11 protein-coding genes are annotated in these 15,495 nt (G+C 71.6%); 8 read left to right on the top strand and 3 right to left on the bottom strand.

Annotated elements, in window-relative coordinates; all coding sequences use genetic code 11:
* Nucleotides 1-164 precede the first annotated feature (164 nt).
* The 6 genes from ACIOKD_RS09105 to ACIOKD_RS09130 all read left to right on the top strand — a co-directional run bounded on the left by ACIOKD_RS09105 (nucleotide 165) and on the right by ACIOKD_RS09130 (nucleotide 11,136).
* Nucleotides 165-1,706, top strand: a complete 1,542-nt coding sequence (locus ACIOKD_RS09105; protein WP_402080303.1) for a leucyl aminopeptidase — start codon at nucleotides 165-167, stop codon at nucleotides 1,704-1,706.
* Between the two features lie 298 nt (nucleotides 1,707-2,004).
* Nucleotides 2,005-3,393 (top strand): dihydrolipoyl dehydrogenase, encoded by a 1,389-nt coding sequence (lpdA, locus tag ACIOKD_RS09110; RefSeq protein WP_107018272.1) that lies wholly within the window; start codon nucleotides 2,005-2,007, stop codon nucleotides 3,391-3,393.
* 67 nt (nucleotides 3,394-3,460) lie between these two features.
* Nucleotides 3,461-5,299 (top strand): 2-oxoglutarate dehydrogenase, E2 component, dihydrolipoamide succinyltransferase, encoded by a 1,839-nt coding sequence (sucB, locus tag ACIOKD_RS09115; protein WP_402080306.1) that lies wholly within the window; start codon nucleotides 3,461-3,463, stop codon nucleotides 5,297-5,299.
* Nucleotides 5,300-5,780: 481 nt separating this feature from the next.
* A complete protein-coding gene (locus ACIOKD_RS09120) occupies nucleotides 5,781-6,422 on the top strand; it encodes a GntR family transcriptional regulator (protein WP_402080308.1) in 642 nt (213 codons plus the stop codon).
* Between the two features lie 399 nt (nucleotides 6,423-6,821).
* Nucleotides 6,822-9,536 (top strand): pyruvate dehydrogenase (acetyl-transferring), homodimeric type, encoded by a 2,715-nt coding sequence (gene aceE, locus ACIOKD_RS09125; RefSeq protein ID WP_402080310.1) that lies wholly within the window; start codon nucleotides 6,822-6,824, stop codon nucleotides 9,534-9,536.
* Nucleotides 9,537-10,059: 523 nt separating this feature from the next.
* Nucleotides 10,060-11,136 (top strand): helix-turn-helix transcriptional regulator, encoded by a 1,077-nt coding sequence (locus tag ACIOKD_RS09130; RefSeq protein ID WP_402080312.1) that lies wholly within the window; start codon nucleotides 10,060-10,062, stop codon nucleotides 11,134-11,136.
* 27 nt (nucleotides 11,137-11,163) lie between these two features.
* Here ACIOKD_RS09130 and ACIOKD_RS09135 read toward each other — a convergent pair whose 3' ends face one another.
* The gene (locus ACIOKD_RS09135; protein ID WP_402080314.1) at nucleotides 11,164-12,141 is read right to left on the bottom strand and encodes an SDR family oxidoreductase; all 978 of its coding nucleotides are present in this window, start codon (nucleotides 12,139-12,141) and stop codon (nucleotides 11,164-11,166) included.
* A 133-nt stretch (nucleotides 12,142-12,274) separates the two neighbouring features.
* Here ACIOKD_RS09135 and ACIOKD_RS09140 point away from each other — a divergent pair, with 133 nt between their 5' ends.
* Entirely contained in the window at nucleotides 12,275-12,793 is a 519-nt protein-coding gene (locus ACIOKD_RS09140; RefSeq protein WP_402080700.1) for a DUF4240 domain-containing protein, read from the top strand.
* On the opposite strand, the gene ACIOKD_RS09145 is transcribed toward ACIOKD_RS09140, so the two are convergent.
* Both ACIOKD_RS09145 and ACIOKD_RS09150 read right to left on the bottom strand, forming a co-directional pair.
* On the bottom strand, nucleotides 12,743-13,063 hold the full coding sequence (locus ACIOKD_RS09145; RefSeq protein WP_402080316.1) for a hypothetical protein: 321 nt from the start codon (nucleotides 13,061-13,063) through the stop codon (nucleotides 12,743-12,745). The two genes, ACIOKD_RS09140 and ACIOKD_RS09145, sit on opposite strands and share 51 nt — an antisense overlap.
* A 179-nt stretch (nucleotides 13,064-13,242) precedes the next feature.
* Nucleotides 13,243-14,004, bottom strand: a complete 762-nt coding sequence (locus ACIOKD_RS09150) for a peptidoglycan recognition protein (RefSeq protein WP_402080318.1) — start codon at nucleotides 14,002-14,004, stop codon at nucleotides 13,243-13,245.
* Between the two features lie 277 nt (nucleotides 14,005-14,281).
* Here ACIOKD_RS09150 and ACIOKD_RS09155 point away from each other — a divergent pair, with 277 nt between their 5' ends.
* Nucleotides 14,282-15,466 carry a MarP family serine protease gene (locus ACIOKD_RS09155; RefSeq protein WP_402080320.1) on the top strand — a complete coding sequence of 395 codons (1,185 nt, stop codon included), beginning with the start codon at nucleotides 14,282-14,284 and terminating at the stop codon, nucleotides 15,464-15,466.
* The last annotated feature ends 29 nt before the right edge of the window (nucleotides 15,467-15,495 follow it).

Here is a 15,495-nt window from a genome sequence, read left to right on the forward strand (position 1 = left end):
CGGACGGGCTGAAGATTCGCGGACCGGGGTTCGAGGGCTGGCCCTCTAGACGGGTAGGAGCTAAACGCGGCGGCGCGCGTAGGCTCGTGGTCGGGAATCCGAACGCCCCGGCCGACCTCACCCCCGCCGGCCACAGAACTCAACGGAAGCGAGATTTCACCACCGTGACTGCTCTCACTCTCAGCACCGCCGCGGCGCCCGGTCTGCGCACCGACGCGATCGTCGTCGGTGTCGCCAAGGTCACCGGGTCCAAGTCCGGGGACCTGGTGGTCGCACCGGGCGCCGAAGCCGTGGACAAGGCGTACGACGGCAGGCTCGCCGGCGTTCTGGAGACCCTCGGCGCCTCGGGCGGCGAGGGCGAGGTGACGAAGCTGCCGGCACCTTCCGGCTTCAAGGCACCGCTCGTCGTGGCGGTCGGCCTCGGCGCCCTCCCGGAGAAGGACGGCTCCTTCTCCGCGGAGACGCTGCGCCGCGCCGCCGGCGTCGCCGCCCGCGCGCTGGCCAGCACCAAGAAGGCCGCGTTCGCCCTGCCGGTCTCGGACGCCGCCGACGCGGGCGCCGTCGGCGAGGGCGTGCTGCTGGGCTCGTACGCCTTCGACACGTACAAGGAGGCCGCCAAGGACGGGAACGGCTCCAAGAACGGCAAGGCCCCGCTCGCCGAGGCCACCTTGCTCGGCGGCAAGACCCGCGACAAGGCGTTCAAGGCGGCGATCGAGCGCGCCACGGCCGTGTCCGAGGAGCTGAACCGCGCCCGCGACCTCATCAACATGCCGCCGAACGACCTGAACCCGGAGGCCTTCGCGGCCGTCGCGCAGGCCGCGGCCAAGGAGCACGGCATCAAGGTGCAGGTGCTCGACGAGAAGGCTCTCGCCAAGGGCGGGTACGGCGGCATCCTCGGCGTCGGCGCCGGTTCCGCGTCCGCGCCCCGGCTGGTGAAGCTCTCGTACACCTCCTCCAAGGCGAAGAAGCACCTCGCCTTCATCGGCAAGGGCATCACGTACGACTCGGGCGGCATCTCGCTCAAGCCCGCCGGGCACAACGAGACGATGAAGTGCGACATGAGCGGTGCGGCCGCGGTCTTCGCGGCCGTGGTCGCCGCCGCGCGTCTGGGCCTTGAGGTCAACGTGACCGGCTGGCTCGCGCTGGCCGAGAACATGCCGTCCGGCTCCGCCACCCGTCCGGGCGACGTGCTGCGCATGTACAGCGGCAAGACCGTCGAGGTCCTCAACACCGACGCCGAGGGCCGGCTCGTGCTCGCCGACGCGCTCGCCAAGGCGTCCGAGGAGAAGCCCGACGCGATCGTCGACGTGGCGACGCTGACCGGCGCGATGATGCTGGCGCTGGGCAACCGTACGTTCGGGATCATGGCGAACGACGACGCGTTCCGCTCCGCGGTGCACGAGGCCGCCGAGGAGGTCGGCGAGGCCGCGTGGCCGATGCCGCTGCCGGACCACCTGAAGAAGGGGATGGACTCCCCGACCGCCGACATCGCCAACATGGGCGAGCGGTACGGCGGCGGTCTGGTGGCCGGGCTCTTCCTGCAGGAGTTCGTGGGCGAGGGCATCACGTGGGCGCACCTCGACATCGCCGGGCCCGCCTTCAACGAGCAGGGGCCGTTCGGTTATACGCCCAAGGGTGGTACGGGGTCCGCCGTGCGTACGTTGGTGCGGCTTGCCGAGCTGACCGCTGCGGGGGATCTGGGCTGACGCCCGCCCGATGGCTCGGGCCCGCACGTCGTACGTCGTACGGGTGCGGGCCCGTGGGGGCCGGGCGCGCCCACCTGGCGGAGCCGCAGATCGATACAGGCCCGCGCCCTTCAAGGGGGCTCGTGTGATCGATCAGACGTCTCACAGCACAGCCCGGCGTCCCGGTCGGCGGCGACAAGTGCGAAGATGGGCTCTCGGCAGGACAGGGCCCACCTCAGGGCCGAAGAAAGAGCGGCCACACCAGCCGCCGCCCGGTCACTGAAGACCGGCGCCGGCGCACATGCATGGAGGACGTGACGTGGCGAACGACGCCAGCACCGTTTTCGACCTAGTGATCCTCGGCGGTGGTAGCGGCGGCTACGCCGCGGCCCTGCGCGGAGCGCAGTTGGGCCTGGACGTCGCCCTGATCGAGAAGAACAAGCTCGGCGGCACCTGCCTGCACAACGGCTGCATTCCCACGAAGGCCCTGCTGCACGCCGGCGAGATCGCCGACCAGGCACGCGAGAGCGAGCAGTTCGGTGTCAAGGCCACCTTCGAGGGCATCGACATCGCGGCCGTCCACAAGTACAAGGACGACGTGATCAGCGGCCTGTACAAGGGCCTGCAGGGCCTCGTGGCCTCCCGCAAGGTGACGTACATCGAGGGTGAGGGACGTCTGTCGTCCGCCACCTCCGTGGACGTCGGCGGGCGGCGCGTGGAGGGCCGTCACGTGCTCCTGGCGACCGGCTCCGTACCGAAGTCGCTGCCGGGCCTGGACATCGACGGCAACCGCATCATCTCCTCGGACCACGCGCTGACGCTGGACCGCGTACCGCAGTCCGCGATCGTGCTGGGCGGCGGTGTCATCGGCGTCGAGTTCGCCTCGGCGTGGAAGTCCTTCGGCACCGACGTCACCGTGATCGAGGGTCTCAAGCACCTCGTCCCGGTCGAGGACGAGAACAGCTCCAAGCTTCTTGAGCGCGCGTTCCGCAAGCGCGGCATCAAGTTCAACCTCGGCACGTTCTTCGACAAGGCCGAGTACACGCAGGACGGCGTCCGCGTGACCCTCGCCGACGGCAAGACCTTCGAGGCGGAGATCCTCCTGGTCGCCATCGGCCGCGGCCCGGTCTCCGCCGGTCTCGGCTACGAGGAGCAGGGCGTCGCGACGGACCGCGGTTACGTCCTGGTCGACGAGTACATGCGCACCAACGTGCCGACCATCTCGGCCGTGGGCGACCTGGTCCCGACGCTCCAGCTCGCGCACGTCGGCTTCGCCGAGGGCATCCTGGTCGCGGAGCGTCTGGCCGGTCTCAAGACCGTCCCGATCGACTACGACGGCGTGCCCCGGGTGACGTACTGCCACCCCGAGGTCGCCTCCGTGGGCATCACCGAGGCCAAGGCCAAGGAGATCTACGGTGCGGACAAGGTCGTCGCTCTGAAGTACAACCTCGCGGGCAACGGCAAGAGCAAGATCCTCAAGACCGCGGGCGAGATCAAGCTCGTCCAGGTCAAGGACGGTGCCGTGGTCGGCGTCCACATGGTCGGCGACCGCATGGGCGAGCAGGTGGGCGAAGCCCAGCTGATCTACAACTGGGAGGCGCTGCCCGCCGAGGTGGCGCAGCTCATCCACGCTCACCCGACGCAGAACGAGGCCATGGGCGAGGCCCACCTCGCGCTGGCGGGCAAGCCGCTGCACTCGCACGACTGACCGACCCCGGGTCAACTCACGACGCGACGACACAGACTTCCGCAATTCGTAAGGAGCAACCGAAACCATGGCGGTTTCCGTAACCCTTCCGGCGCTCGGCGAGAGCGTCACCGAGGGCACTGTCACCCGCTGGCTGAAGGCCGAGGGCGAGCGCGTCGAGGCCGACGAGCCGCTGCTTGAGGTGTCCACCGACAAGGTCGACACCGAGATCCCCTCCCCTGCCGCCGGTGTGCTCGCCTCCATCAAGGTCGCCGAGGACGAGACCGTCGAGGTCGGCGCCGAGCTGGCCGTCATCGACGACGGCTCGGGCGCACCCGCCGCCGAGTCAGCCCCGGCCGCCGAGCCCGAGGCCGCTCCGGCTCCCGAGCCCGCTCCGGAGCCGGCCCCGCAGGCCACTCCGTCCACCGAGGCCGCCGCTCCGGCGCCGGCCCCGACCGCCGAGGCCGCTTCCGGCGGCGGCAGTGCCGAGGGCACCGACGTGGTGCTTCCGGCACTGGGCGAGTCGGTCACCGAGGGCACCGTCACCCGCTGGCTCAAGGAGGTCGGCGAGTCGGTCGAGGCCGACGAGCCGCTGCTTGAGGTCTCCACGGACAAGGTCGACACCGAGATTCCGGCGCCCACCTCCGGTGTGCTGCTCGAAATCGTGGTCGGCGAGGACGAGACCGCCGAGGTCGGCGCGAAGCTGGCCGTCATCGGCGCTCCCGGCGCGGCTCCGGCCGCGGCTCCCGCTCCGGCCGCCCCGGCTCCGGAGCCCGCCGCCGCTGCTCCGGCACCGGCTCCGGCTCCGGCGGCCCCTGCGGCTCCGGCTCCTGCCCCGGCCGCTCCCGCCGCTCCGGCTCCGCAGGCGCCCTCGGCTCCCGCTCCGCAGCAGCAGACGACCCCGGCCCCCGACCCGGCTCCGGCCGCGCCGGTACCGGCTCCCGCTCCCGTCACCCCGGCCGCGGCGCCCGCCGCGACCTCCGGTGACGACGGCGCGTACGTGACCCCGCTGGTGCGCAAGCTCGCCGCCGAGAACAGCGTCGACCTGTCCACCGTCAAGGGCACCGGCGTCGGCGGCCGTATCCGCAAGCAGGACGTCATCGCCGCCGCCGCCGCCGCGAAGGCCGCCGCCGCGAAGCCGGCTCCGGCCGCTGCCGCGACGGCGCCGAGCGCCGGCAAGAAGGCGCCGACGCTGGAGGCCTCTCCGCTGCGCGGCCAGACCGTGAAGATGCCCCGCATCCGCAAGGTCATCGGCGACAACATGGTGAAGGCCCTGCACGAGCAGGCCCAGCTGTCCTCGGTCGTCGAGGTCGACATCACCCGGCTGATGAAGCTCCGCGCGCAGGCGAAGGACTCCTTCGCGGCCCGTGAGGGCGTCAAGCTCTCCCCGATGCCGTTCTTCGTGAAGGCGGCGGCCCAGGCGCTGAAGGCCCACCCGGCCGTCAACGCCCGGATCAACGTCGACGAGGGCACGATCACCTACTTCGACACCGAGAGCATCGGTATCGCGGTGGACTCCGAGAAGGGCCTGATGACCCCGGTCATCAAGCACGCGGGCGACCTGAACATCGCCGGTATCGCCAAGGCCACCGCCGAACTGGCGGGCAAGGTCCGGGCGAACAAGATCACTCCGGACGAGCTGTCCGGCGCGACCTTCACGATCAGCAACACCGGATCGCGCGGTGCGCTCTTCGACACGATCATCGTGCCGCCGAACCAGGTCGCGATCCTGGGCATCGGTGCGACGGTCAAGCGTCCGGCCGTCATCGAGACGGACGAGGGCACGGTGATCGGTGTGCGCGACATGACGTACCTGACGCTCTCGTACGACCACCGGCTGGTGGACGGTGCCGACGCCGCGCGCTACCTGACGGCGGTCAAGGCGATCCTTGAGGCGGGCGAGTTCGAGGTCGAACTCGGCCTGTAGGTTTCGCGCCACCGCCGCCGCAACGCACGACGAGGTGCCCCCGACCGGTTCGCCGGACGGGGGCACCTTCGCGTTGCCGACGCACCGGTAGAGCACGTGCAGCGGGCCGGTGGAGGCCGTTGCGCGGTTCCCCGCGCCCCTGGAGGCGGGACTGTGCCTCAGCGGGTGTGTGGGGTGGGCGCGGGTCGGTGGAGCCGTTCGCGCGGTTCCCCGCGCCCCTCAAGACGGAAGCCGGGGCGCAGCCCCGCTTCCGAGGGGCGCGGGGAACTGCGCGGCCCACCCCGCACAGCCGCACCTGCCAACTGAGCGAGCTGGGGCGCGGCCCGCCCTTCGGGGGCGCGAGGAAACTGCGCCAACACCCCCCGCCGGCCGCCCCCAGCGGAGCGCCGTGGCTCATCTCACCTGCGTCAAAGCACCCCGCACACCCCTCCCCCACTGACGCGCGGCCTTATTGTCTAAAGGTCAAAACGAAGGAGCCCCCATGACCGCCCCCGTCGTCCACTCGCTCCGCGAGCAGATCCGCGAGCACATCGTGGAGGGGATCGTCAGCGGGCGCTGGAAGCCGGGCGAGCGGATCGTGGAGCGCCGGATCGCCACGGAGCTGGAGGTCAGCCAGACCCCCGTACGGGAGGCCCTGCGCGAGCTGGAGTCCCTGCGGCTGATCGAGTCGGCCCCGAACAAGGGCGTACGCGTACGCAATCTGACCGCGGCCGACCTGGAGGAGAGCTACCCCGTCCGGGCCGGCTTGGAGGCCATCGCGGCCGAACTGGCCGCCGAACGCCTCGCGGCCGACTGCTCGACCCTGGAGCCGCACGTCACCGCCCTGTACGAGGCGGACCGCAGGGCCGACGGCACGGGCCAGGTCCGCCACACGGTGGCCTTCCACCGCGAGCTCGTGCGCGCCGCGGGCAACTCCGTGCTGCTGCACACCTGGGAGGGCCTGGGCATCGAGGTCTTCACAGCCCTGTCGATCCGCTGGCTGGGCACGGTCCAGCAGTCGTACGCGGAGGAGCACGAGGCCCTGGTGGAGGCGTTCCGGCGCCGGGACCCGCTGATCGCGGAACTGGTGAAGGCGCATGTGCTGGGGTGCGCCCCGAGGACGGGCGACGAACCCGCGGCGTAATCTCGCCGCGACCGCGACCGCGACCTCGACCTCGACCTCGACCGACCGCGCGCACGAGCACGAGCACGACCGCTAGCACGACCGTGACCGTAGCCGTGACCGTGATCGCGACCAGCGGAGCGCCACCCCGCTCATACGTACCCCGGCGGACCGCCGACAGCACGTCTCACCTGCGAAAACAAGGCACCCCGTGCCCATGGCGAAGGCACCGCGTGCCTACTTTCTCGTGATCAAGAGGTTTTGCCCTTCAACCCTTTGATCGATCATCGATCAGCGAGTTAGAGTCGTCGGCGGGCTCCCACCAGAGCCCGCCGCCCTGTCCTGCCAAAGACCAAGGGCATCCCCCCGACACACCCCTTGCCGACGAGGGAACCCCCTCCGCATCCGGAAGGCGGCGCTATGACCGACCCCACCGCAATCCAGCCGAGCGAGCTCGACCAGCTCCCGGACCGCGACCCCGAGGAGACCGCCGAATGGCAGGCCTCCCTCGACGCCGTCACCAAGGCGGCCGGGCCGCACCGTGCCGCGTACCTCATGCGGCGCACGCTGGAGCGCGCCGAGGGCAACGGTCTCGCGCTGCCCAAGCTGCTTGAGACCGACTACGTCAACACCATCCCGACCGCCGCCGAGCCCACCGTGGACGGCGACGAGGCGATGGAGCAGCGGATCACCGCGTGGAACCGCTGGAACGCGGCCGCGATGGTGTCCCGCGGCGCGAAACACGGCGTCGGCGGCCACATCGCCACCTTCGCCTCCGCGGCCTGGCTCTACGAGACCGGCTTCAACCACTTCTTCAAGGGCAAGGAATCCCAGGAGGCTCCCGGGTCCGGCGACCAGCTCTACCTCCAGGGCCACGCCTCCCCCGGCATCTACGCCCGCGCCTTCCTCGACGGCCGTCTGACCGAGGCGCACCTCGACAACTTCCGCCAGGAGGCGGGCGGCAACGGCCTCCCGTCATACCCGCACCCGCGGCGCCTGCCCTGGCTGTGGGAGTTCCCGACGGTGTCGATGGGCCTCGGCCCGCTCTCCGCGATCTACCAGGCCCGCTTCAACCGCTATCTCACCAACCGCGGCATCAAGGACGTCTCGGCGTCCCACGTGTGGGCGTTCCTCGGTGACGGCGAGATGGACGAGCCCGAGTCGACGGCGGCACTCGCACTGGCCTCCCGCGAGGGTCTCGACAACCTGACCTTCGTCATCAACTGCAACCTGCAGCGCCTCGACGGTCCGGTCCGCGCGAACTTCAAGATCGTGCAGGAGCTGGAGGCCCAGTTCCGCGGCGCAGGCTGGAACGTCATCAAGTCGCTGTGGGGCAACGCCTGGGACGAGCTGTTCCGGCTCGACACCACCGGCGCCCTCGTCCGCCGTCTGCGTCAGGTCCCGGACGCGCAGGTGCAGACGTACCAGACGCGCGACGCCGCCTACATCCGCCAGGACTTCTTCGGCTCGGACCCGGCACTCGTCGAGCTGGCGAAGCTGCTGAGCGACGACAAGATCCTGGAGTGTTTCCACCTCTCCCGCGGTGGTCACGAGGCGCGCAAGGTGTACGCCGCGTACAAGGCCGCCGTCGAGCACAAGGGCGCTCCGACGGTCATCCTGGCCCAGACGGTCAAGGGTCACACCCTGGGTACGGGCTTCGCGTCGAAGAACGCCAACCACCAGATGAAGAAGCTGTCCACGGACGAGTTCAAGCAGATGCGCGACCTGCTGGAGCTGCCCATCAAGGACAGCGACTTCGTCGACGGCGTGGTCCCCTACGGCCACCCCGGCGCCGACTCCCCCGAGGTCCGCTACCTCCAGGAGCGCCGCGCGGCCCTCGGCGGCCCGGCCCCGGCCCGCCGTACGCAGCCGCTCGTGCCCCTTCCCGCCCCCGCCGACAAGGCCTTCGCGGCCTTCGACAAGGGCTCCGGCTCGCAGAACGTCGCGACGACCATGGCCTTCGTACGCCTGGTCAAGGACCTGGTCCGCGACAAGACGTCCGGGAAGCGCTGGGTGCCGATCGTCCCCGACGAGGCGCGCACCTTCGGCATGGAGAGCCTCTTCCCGTCGCTCGGGATCTACTCCCCCAAGGGCCAGACGTACGAGCCGGTCGACCGTGACCAGCTGATGTACTACAAGGAGGCCAAGGACGGCCAGATCCTCAACGAGGGGATCACCGAGGCCGGCTCCATGGCGGACTTCATCGCCGCGTCCACCGCGTACAGCACGCACGGCGAGACGATGATCCCGTTCTACATCTTCTACTCGATGTTCGGCTGGCAGCGCACGGCCGACCAGATGTGGCAGCTCGGCGACCAGCTGGGCCGCGGCTTCCTGGTCGGTGCCACGGCCGGCCGTACGACGCTGACGGGCGAGGGCCTGCAGCACGCGGACGGCCACTCCCCGGTCATCGCGGCGACGAACCCGGCCGCGATGTCGTACGACCCGGCGTTCGCGTACGAGGTCGCCACGATCGTCAAGGACGGTCTACGCCGGATGTACGGCGAGGCGGCGCCCGGCGAGGACCAGAACGTCTTCTACTACCTCACCGTCTACAACGAGCCGATCCCGCAGCCCGCGAAGCCGTCCGGTCTCGGCATCGACGAGGGCATCGTCAAGGGGCTCTACCGCTTCAACACGGCGGAGTCGGCGGGCGTCCAGGTGAACGCCGCCAACGCCGCGCGTATCCAGCTGCTGGGCTCCGGCACGGCGATCCACTGGGTCCTGGAGGCGCAGAAGCTGCTCGCCGAGGAGTGGGGTGTGGCCGCGGACGTCTGGTCCGCCACGTCCTGGACGGAGCTGCGGCGGGACGCGCTGGAGGCCGACGCCGCGCTGCTGCGCGGTGAGGAGCGGGTGCCGTTCCTCCGGCAGGCGCTGCAGGGTGCCGAGGGGCCCGTGCTCGCGGTCTCCGACTACATGCGGCAGGTGCCGGACCAGATCGCGCAGTGGGTCGAGCAGGACTACTCGTCGCTGGGCGCGGACGGGTTCGGGCTCTCCGACACCCGGGCGGCGGCGCGTCGCCACTTCGGCGTCGACGCGCAGTCGATCGTCGTCGCGGCGCTCGCGCAGCTCGCGCGGCGGGGCGAGGTGCCCGCGTCCGCGGTGAAGGAAGCGCGCGCGAGGTATGGCCTGTAGGTCTCCTGGACCCTTGAGCCCCTTGAGCCCTCTGGGCTCCTGGGGCTCAAGGGCTCCTGGGCTCCTGAGCTCCTGAGCTCCTGAGCTCCTGAGCTCCTGAGCTCCTGAGCTCCTGGGCTCCTGGGCTCCTGGGGGCTGCGCCCCCACCCCCCGCGGCCGGTTCGCAGCCTGCGGGGGGCCGCGCAGTTCCTCGCCCGCCCCCAGAAGGCGAGCCGGGTCGTCTGCTGCGGGTCGTGTGCGGCTGGCCGCGCGGTTCCCCGCGCCCCTGAAAGACGGGGCTGCGCCCCTGTTCTTTCGTCTTTCGCCTTTAGGGGCGCGGGGAACCGCGCGGCCAGCCACGACGGGGCCGCACCAGACCACTGACCCGACTCCGCAGGGGCGTGGGGAACCGCGCGAACGGCCACGACGGGGCCGCACTCGACCTCGCACCCCCACCGCACAACCCACCGCACAACCCACCGCCAGGCCCGCCGCAGGCGACCCCGCCCGCTCGACCGGCGGAGCCACCGGCATCATGGGACCCATGCGCGCTGCCCGGCTCATCAAGATGGTGCTGCTCCTGCAGTCCCGGCCCTCCATGACCGCCGCCGAGCTGGCGCGCGAGCTGGAAGTGTCCGAGCGGACGATCACGCGGGACGCGCAAGCGCTGTCGGAGGCCGGCGTCCCGGTGTACGCCGACCGCGGCCGCACCGGCGGATACCGGCTCGTCGGCGGCTACCGGACCCGGCTGACAGGCCTCGCCCGCAGCGAGGCCGAGGCCCTGTTCCTCTCCGGCGTACCGGGCGCCCTGCGCGAGATGGGCCTTCAGGACGCCTCCTCCGCCGCCCTCCTGAAGGTGTCCGCCGCCCTGCTGCCCTCCCTCAAGGACGCCTCCCGCACCGCGGCCCAGCGCTTCCATCTGGACGCCCCCGGGTGGTTCGCCGAGCCGAAGACCCCCGAACTGCTGCCGGCGATCGCGGAGGCGGTCTGGGACGACCGCCGGATCACCGCACGCTACCGGCGCGAGGAGACGGAGCTGGAGCGCGAACTGGAGCCCTACGGGCTCGTCCTCAAGGCGGGTGTCTGGTACGTGTGCGCCAGGGTGATCGAGCCGGAACCGGAGCCAGAACCGCAGCCAGGACCGGACCTGAGTCGTCCGGAGCCGAGTCGTCCGGAACCGCGTCCGGAGCCCGCCTCCTTCCGGGTCTACCGCATCGACCGGTTCACCTCCGCCGAACCGGCGGGCGACCGCTTCGAGCGCGACGAGACCTTCGACCTGCCCCGCTTCTGGGCGGACCAGGCCGAGCAGTTCGCCCGCTCGATCCTGCGGGCGGCCATCGTGGTGCGCCTCACCGAGGCGGGCGCGCGCCGGCTGAGGCACACCGTGGACCCACTCTCGGCGCAGGAGGCACTGGACGCGGCGGGCCCGCCCGACGGCGAGGGCCGGGTGACGCTCACGCTGCCCGTCGAGTCGTACGACGTCGCGTACACCCAGATCCTCTCCCTCGGTCCGGAGGCGGAGGTGCTGGAACCGGCCGAACTAAGGAAACGTTTCTCCGACGCCGCGGCCCGGATCGCCGCGTACTACACCGACACGGCGACCCGGGCTGACAGGGACTGACAGGGACTGACGAGGGACCGACAGGACCTAGCGGTAGCCCGTCACGTCCGCCGGCCTGCCCTGCGACTCCACCTCCAGCAGGTAGCGCCACGCGTCGGGCGCCGAGCCGTCGACGTCCGTGAAGCCGTACTCCTGGGCCAGACCGCCGCTGGACAGCGACTGCCCGTTCCAGCGGGCCACGTCCGGGTCGGCGGCCAGGGCGACCAGGGCCCGCCCGATGTACGTGGGCGACTCGGAGATCGCGAAGTGCGGTACGTGCTCGCAGGCGTCCCGCCAGTTCTCCTCGGTGACCTTGAACGCGGTGTCGAGCATGGCCTCCGAGCGCAGCCAGCCCGGGGTGACGCAGACCGCCGTACAGCCGTACTCCTTCAGCTCCTCCCCGAGCCCGTACGCCATCCGGATCGGGGCCGTCTTGGCCAGGTCGTAGAACAACGGCTTGCGGTAGCGCCGGTTGTACTCCTCGGTGCCGTCCGTGACCTCGACGAGCAGTCCGCCGGGGTTGCGGATGAGCAGGGGCGCCGCGATGTGGCTGGTGACGAGGTGCGACTCGATGCCCAGGCGCATGATCCGCAGCCCCTTGCCGAGATCCATGTCCCACATGTCGGGCTGTTTGTCCGCCGTGAAGTCGAGGTGGACGTCGCCGCCCCAGATGTCGTTGACGAGGATGTCGAGGCGGCCCTGCTCGTGGTCGATGCGCTCGACCAGGGCGCGTACCTGTTCCGGTTCCAGGTGGTCCGTGGGTACGGCGATGCCCCGGCCCGCGACACCTGCGGCGCGGGCGGCCGCGTCGACCAGTTCGGCCGTCCCCTCGATCGTCTCGGTGGTCCTGCCGACCTCGCTGACCTGATCGCGGGTCGTGCGTCCCGTCACGTACACCGTGGCCCCCGCGCGCCCCAGCTCGACCGCCATGGCCCGTCCGGCGCCGCGGGTGGCGCCCGCGACCAGCGCGATCCTTCCGTGGAGCGGTCCCGTGTTCCCCTGTACTGCTCGCTCTGCTCTCTCCATACGCCGAGCATCCCGCCGAATGCCGACACCTGCTGTCGGGCTTTCCGCGAGCTTTCCGCGGGCATGTGCGCGCATAACGATCCGCCTGTCCCCGGGTGCGCGGGCCGGGTCCAGGCCCGATGCTTGTCCCGTGATGGACGAGACGGAGTTCTGGGAGCTGGTGGACGCGACCCGCGAGGCCGCCGAGGGCGACCCCGAGGAGCAGGCCGACCTGCTCGTCGAGCGGCTGCTCCAACTGGACCCCGACATGGTCCTCGACTTCGCCCGTCACTTCGAGGCCCGCTACAACCGCGCGTACACCTGGGACCTGTGGGGCGCCGCCTGGATCCTGCTCGACGGGGCCGGTGACGACGCCTTCGACTTCTTCCGCTGCTGGCTGATCGGCCAGGGCCGGGAGACGTACGAGGGTGCCGTGCACGACCCGGACAAACTGGCCGACCTCCTCGGGGACTTCGACGACGAGGTCGACGGGGACGCCGAGGAACTGGGCTACGCGGCGGACGAGGCGTACGAGCAGCTCACCGGCGCGGTCGCCCCCGACCTGGGCATCCCGCCGGCCCCTCCCGAGCCCCTGGGCACCCCGTTCGACCTGGAGAACCCCTCACTCCTTGAGGAACGCCTGCCGCGTCTGTGGGACCGCTTCGCGGACTGACGCCCGCGAGGCACCGGCCGGCGCCGAGCCGTCCTTCGGGGCACTGTGCGGGGGCGCCGCGTTGGCGCGGTCCAGGGCGGACGCGGTGGCGGCGGAGGGGCCCACCACGACCGCGGCCACCACACAGGCGACGGTCCAGGGGCTGCGGGCGACCCGCGCCCACAGAGAAACGAGCTGGGCCTGCCGCCCACTGCCGCTGTCCGTGCTCCTGCGACTGCTCGTGCTCGTGCTACTGCCACTGCTACTGCTCGTGCTCGTGCGACTGCTCATGATCCCCGCCTCCGGTCAGTGCGTGCCCCGACGCTAGAAGGCGTGGCTCGGGGTGTTCCGTGAGCCCGCTGTGGCGTACCTGTGAGGCGGGGTGGCGTCCTGCAGGGGCGCGAGGAACCGCGCGACCGGCCACGACGGACCCGCAGGTGCACCACGACGCCCACCTCTCGGCGGAACGCTCAGTGACGCCCCTGCAACCGCGCCGCGTGCTGTCTGATCGCGGGCAGGCGGGCCATGAGCGCGGCGCCCGGGCACGCGGTCCAGTAGCCGTCGGTGTGGCCGGAGACCGCGGTGAAGGTGCCCCGGGTGCCCGCCCGGTACTTGCTCAGGCTGTTGGTGGACACGAGCCGTACGGGGGCCCGCGGGTCGATGCCCGAGAGCCCCAGTTTCCAGGCGGCGACGGCCGCGATGGCGTCGGTCATCGCCTTGGGAACGGGCACGCCCGCGGTGAACGTACCGAGTGCGGCGATGCCCGTGGTGCCCACGTTGAAGCCCTGGGTGTGGGCGCCGACGACGGCCCGCCCGGTGCCGCCCGCCCTGCCCTCGTAGACGGTGCCGCAGCGGTCGACGAGGAAGTTGTAGCCGATGTCGTCCCAGTGCCGGACTCCGGCCTGCCCCGTGTACAGGTACTGGATGATGCGGGGCGCGTCGGCGCAGTCGTAGCCGTTGGGCGAGTCGGTGTGGTGCACGAAGACGGCGGACACCCGGCCGGCGTACCGGGTGGGTGCCTGGGTGACGGACGCGTCGCCCAGCCAGCGTTCCCTGGGCACGATGCGCGGCTTCGGGGCCTGGTGGCCGACTGCGGCCCTGGCCGTGACGGAACGTTCGGCGCCGCCCGCCGTCCGGTCGATCCCCGCCGCGCACAGCACCAACCCGGCGACGACCGCGAAACCGGGGAAGCAGGTGAGCGCGATGCGCATCCGGCGGGGTACGCGGCGCATGAGGGGCGCTCGCGCTCCGCGCTCCCGCCGGGCGCGCACTCCGCGCGGCACGCCCCGGGAGGGTCGCGGGGGCGGGCTCCGGTGGGCGCACATGCGACCCACTCTCCGGGACACCGGGAGGGTCCGCGATGTGTGGTGTGCCACCCGGTGGAACCAACGCCCCGGTCCGGGACGTTTCTACAGGTCCACGCACGTGTGCCGGCCGGTTCCCCACGCGCGTACCTGATCACCGGGCCCGCCCGGCGCGTACTAAGGGGCCCAAGAGAAAGGGAGCTCCGTGGACCTGCTCGACATCCTGCTGTTGCTGGTCATTCTCGGCTACGCGGCGTCCGGCTACCGGCGCGGACTGGTCGCGGGCTGTGTCTCGCTGGCCGGCTTCGTGGGCGGTGCCGCCATCGGCGTCTGGGTGCTGCCCTGGGTGATGGACCTGGTGGAGGCGGGGACCACGGCCGCGACGGTCACGGCGGTGCTCACCGTGCTGCTGCCCGCCGCGGTCGGCCACGAACTGGCGGGGCGGCTGGCGCTGAAGCTGCGCCGTGAGCTGGACCGGGGTTCCCTGCGCGTGGTCGACGGAGTGGGCGGCGCCGCGGCGAACACGGTCTCCGTGCTGCTCGTGGCATGGGTGGCCGCGAGCGTCCTCGGCGCGTCCGCCTCGCCCGTCGTCACCTCCTCGATCCGGGGCTCCGCGCTGCTCGGCGCGGTGCAGGACACGATGCCGGAGACGACTCCGGCCTGGTTCTCCCGCGCCACCTCGGCGCTCACGGAGGCCGGTTTCCCGCAGGTCTTCAACCCCTTCGAGAACGAGCCGACGGCCGAGGTCGCCGAGCCCTCCGGGGACAGCGTCACCCCGGCCGCCACGCGGGCCGCGCAGCGCTCCACGGTGAAGGTCGAGGGCGCCGTCGGCACCCAGGGCCGCGAGGGCAGCGGCTTCGTGTTCGCCTCGGAGCACGTGATGACCAACGCCCACGTGGTGGCGGGCATCGACGACCCGACCGTGCGGGTGGGCGGCACGGGCCGGGCGTACGAGGCGAAGGTCGTCCTCTTCGACCCGCAGAAGGACGTGGCCGTGCTCGACGTGCCGGGGCTCAAGGCCCCCGTGCTGTCGTTCGACACGAGTGCGGCGCGCGGTGACGCGGCGGTGGTGGCGGGCTACCCGCAGGACGGCGGCCTCGACCTCCAGGCGGCCACGGTCGCGAACAAGATCGATGCCCAGGGCCGGAACATCTACGGCTCCGACCTGGTCACCCGCGAGATCTACTCGATCCGCTCCACGGTCCGCCCCGGCAACTCGGGCGGCCCCCTGCTGACCACCGACGGCAAGGTCTTCGGCGTCGTCTTCGCACGCTCCACGAGCGACGCCGAGACGGGTTACGTGCTGACGGCCGACGAGGTCGCGGAGGACGCGGCGCGCGCGGCGAAGGCGTCGTCGCCGGTGGACACGGGAGACCTGGTGACGTCCTGAGCCGCGTCCCCGGCCGAGGGCCGCTGCCC

The organism is Streptomyces sp. NPDC087844, from assembly GCF_044742785.1.
GTDB lineage: Bacteria > Actinomycetota > Actinomycetes > Streptomycetales > Streptomycetaceae > Streptomyces.

Coding starts and splice junctions, on each gene's coding strand:
- sucB (WP_402080306.1), top strand. CDS start 3,461: ATGGCGGTTTCCGTAACCCTTCCGGCGCTCGGCGAGAGCGTCACCGAG.
- ACIOKD_RS09120 (WP_402080308.1), top strand. CDS start 5,781: ATGACCGCCCCCGTCGTCCACTCGCTCCGCGAGCAGATCCGCGAGCAC.
- aceE (WP_402080310.1), top strand. CDS start 6,822: ATGACCGACCCCACCGCAATCCAGCCGAGCGAGCTCGACCAGCTCCCG.
- ACIOKD_RS09130 (WP_402080312.1), top strand. CDS start 10,060: ATGCGCGCTGCCCGGCTCATCAAGATGGTGCTGCTCCTGCAGTCCCGG.
- ACIOKD_RS09135 (WP_402080314.1), bottom strand. CDS start 12,141: ATGGAGAGAGCAGAGCGAGCAGTACAGGGGAACACGGGACCGCTCCAC.
- ACIOKD_RS09140 (WP_402080700.1), top strand. CDS start 12,275: ATGGACGAGACGGAGTTCTGGGAGCTGGTGGACGCGACCCGCGAGGCC.
- ACIOKD_RS09145 (WP_402080316.1), bottom strand. CDS start 13,063: ATGAGCAGTCGCACGAGCACGAGCAGTAGCAGTGGCAGTAGCACGAGC.
- ACIOKD_RS09150 (WP_402080318.1), bottom strand. CDS start 14,004: ATGCGCCGCGTACCCCGCCGGATGCGCATCGCGCTCACCTGCTTCCCC.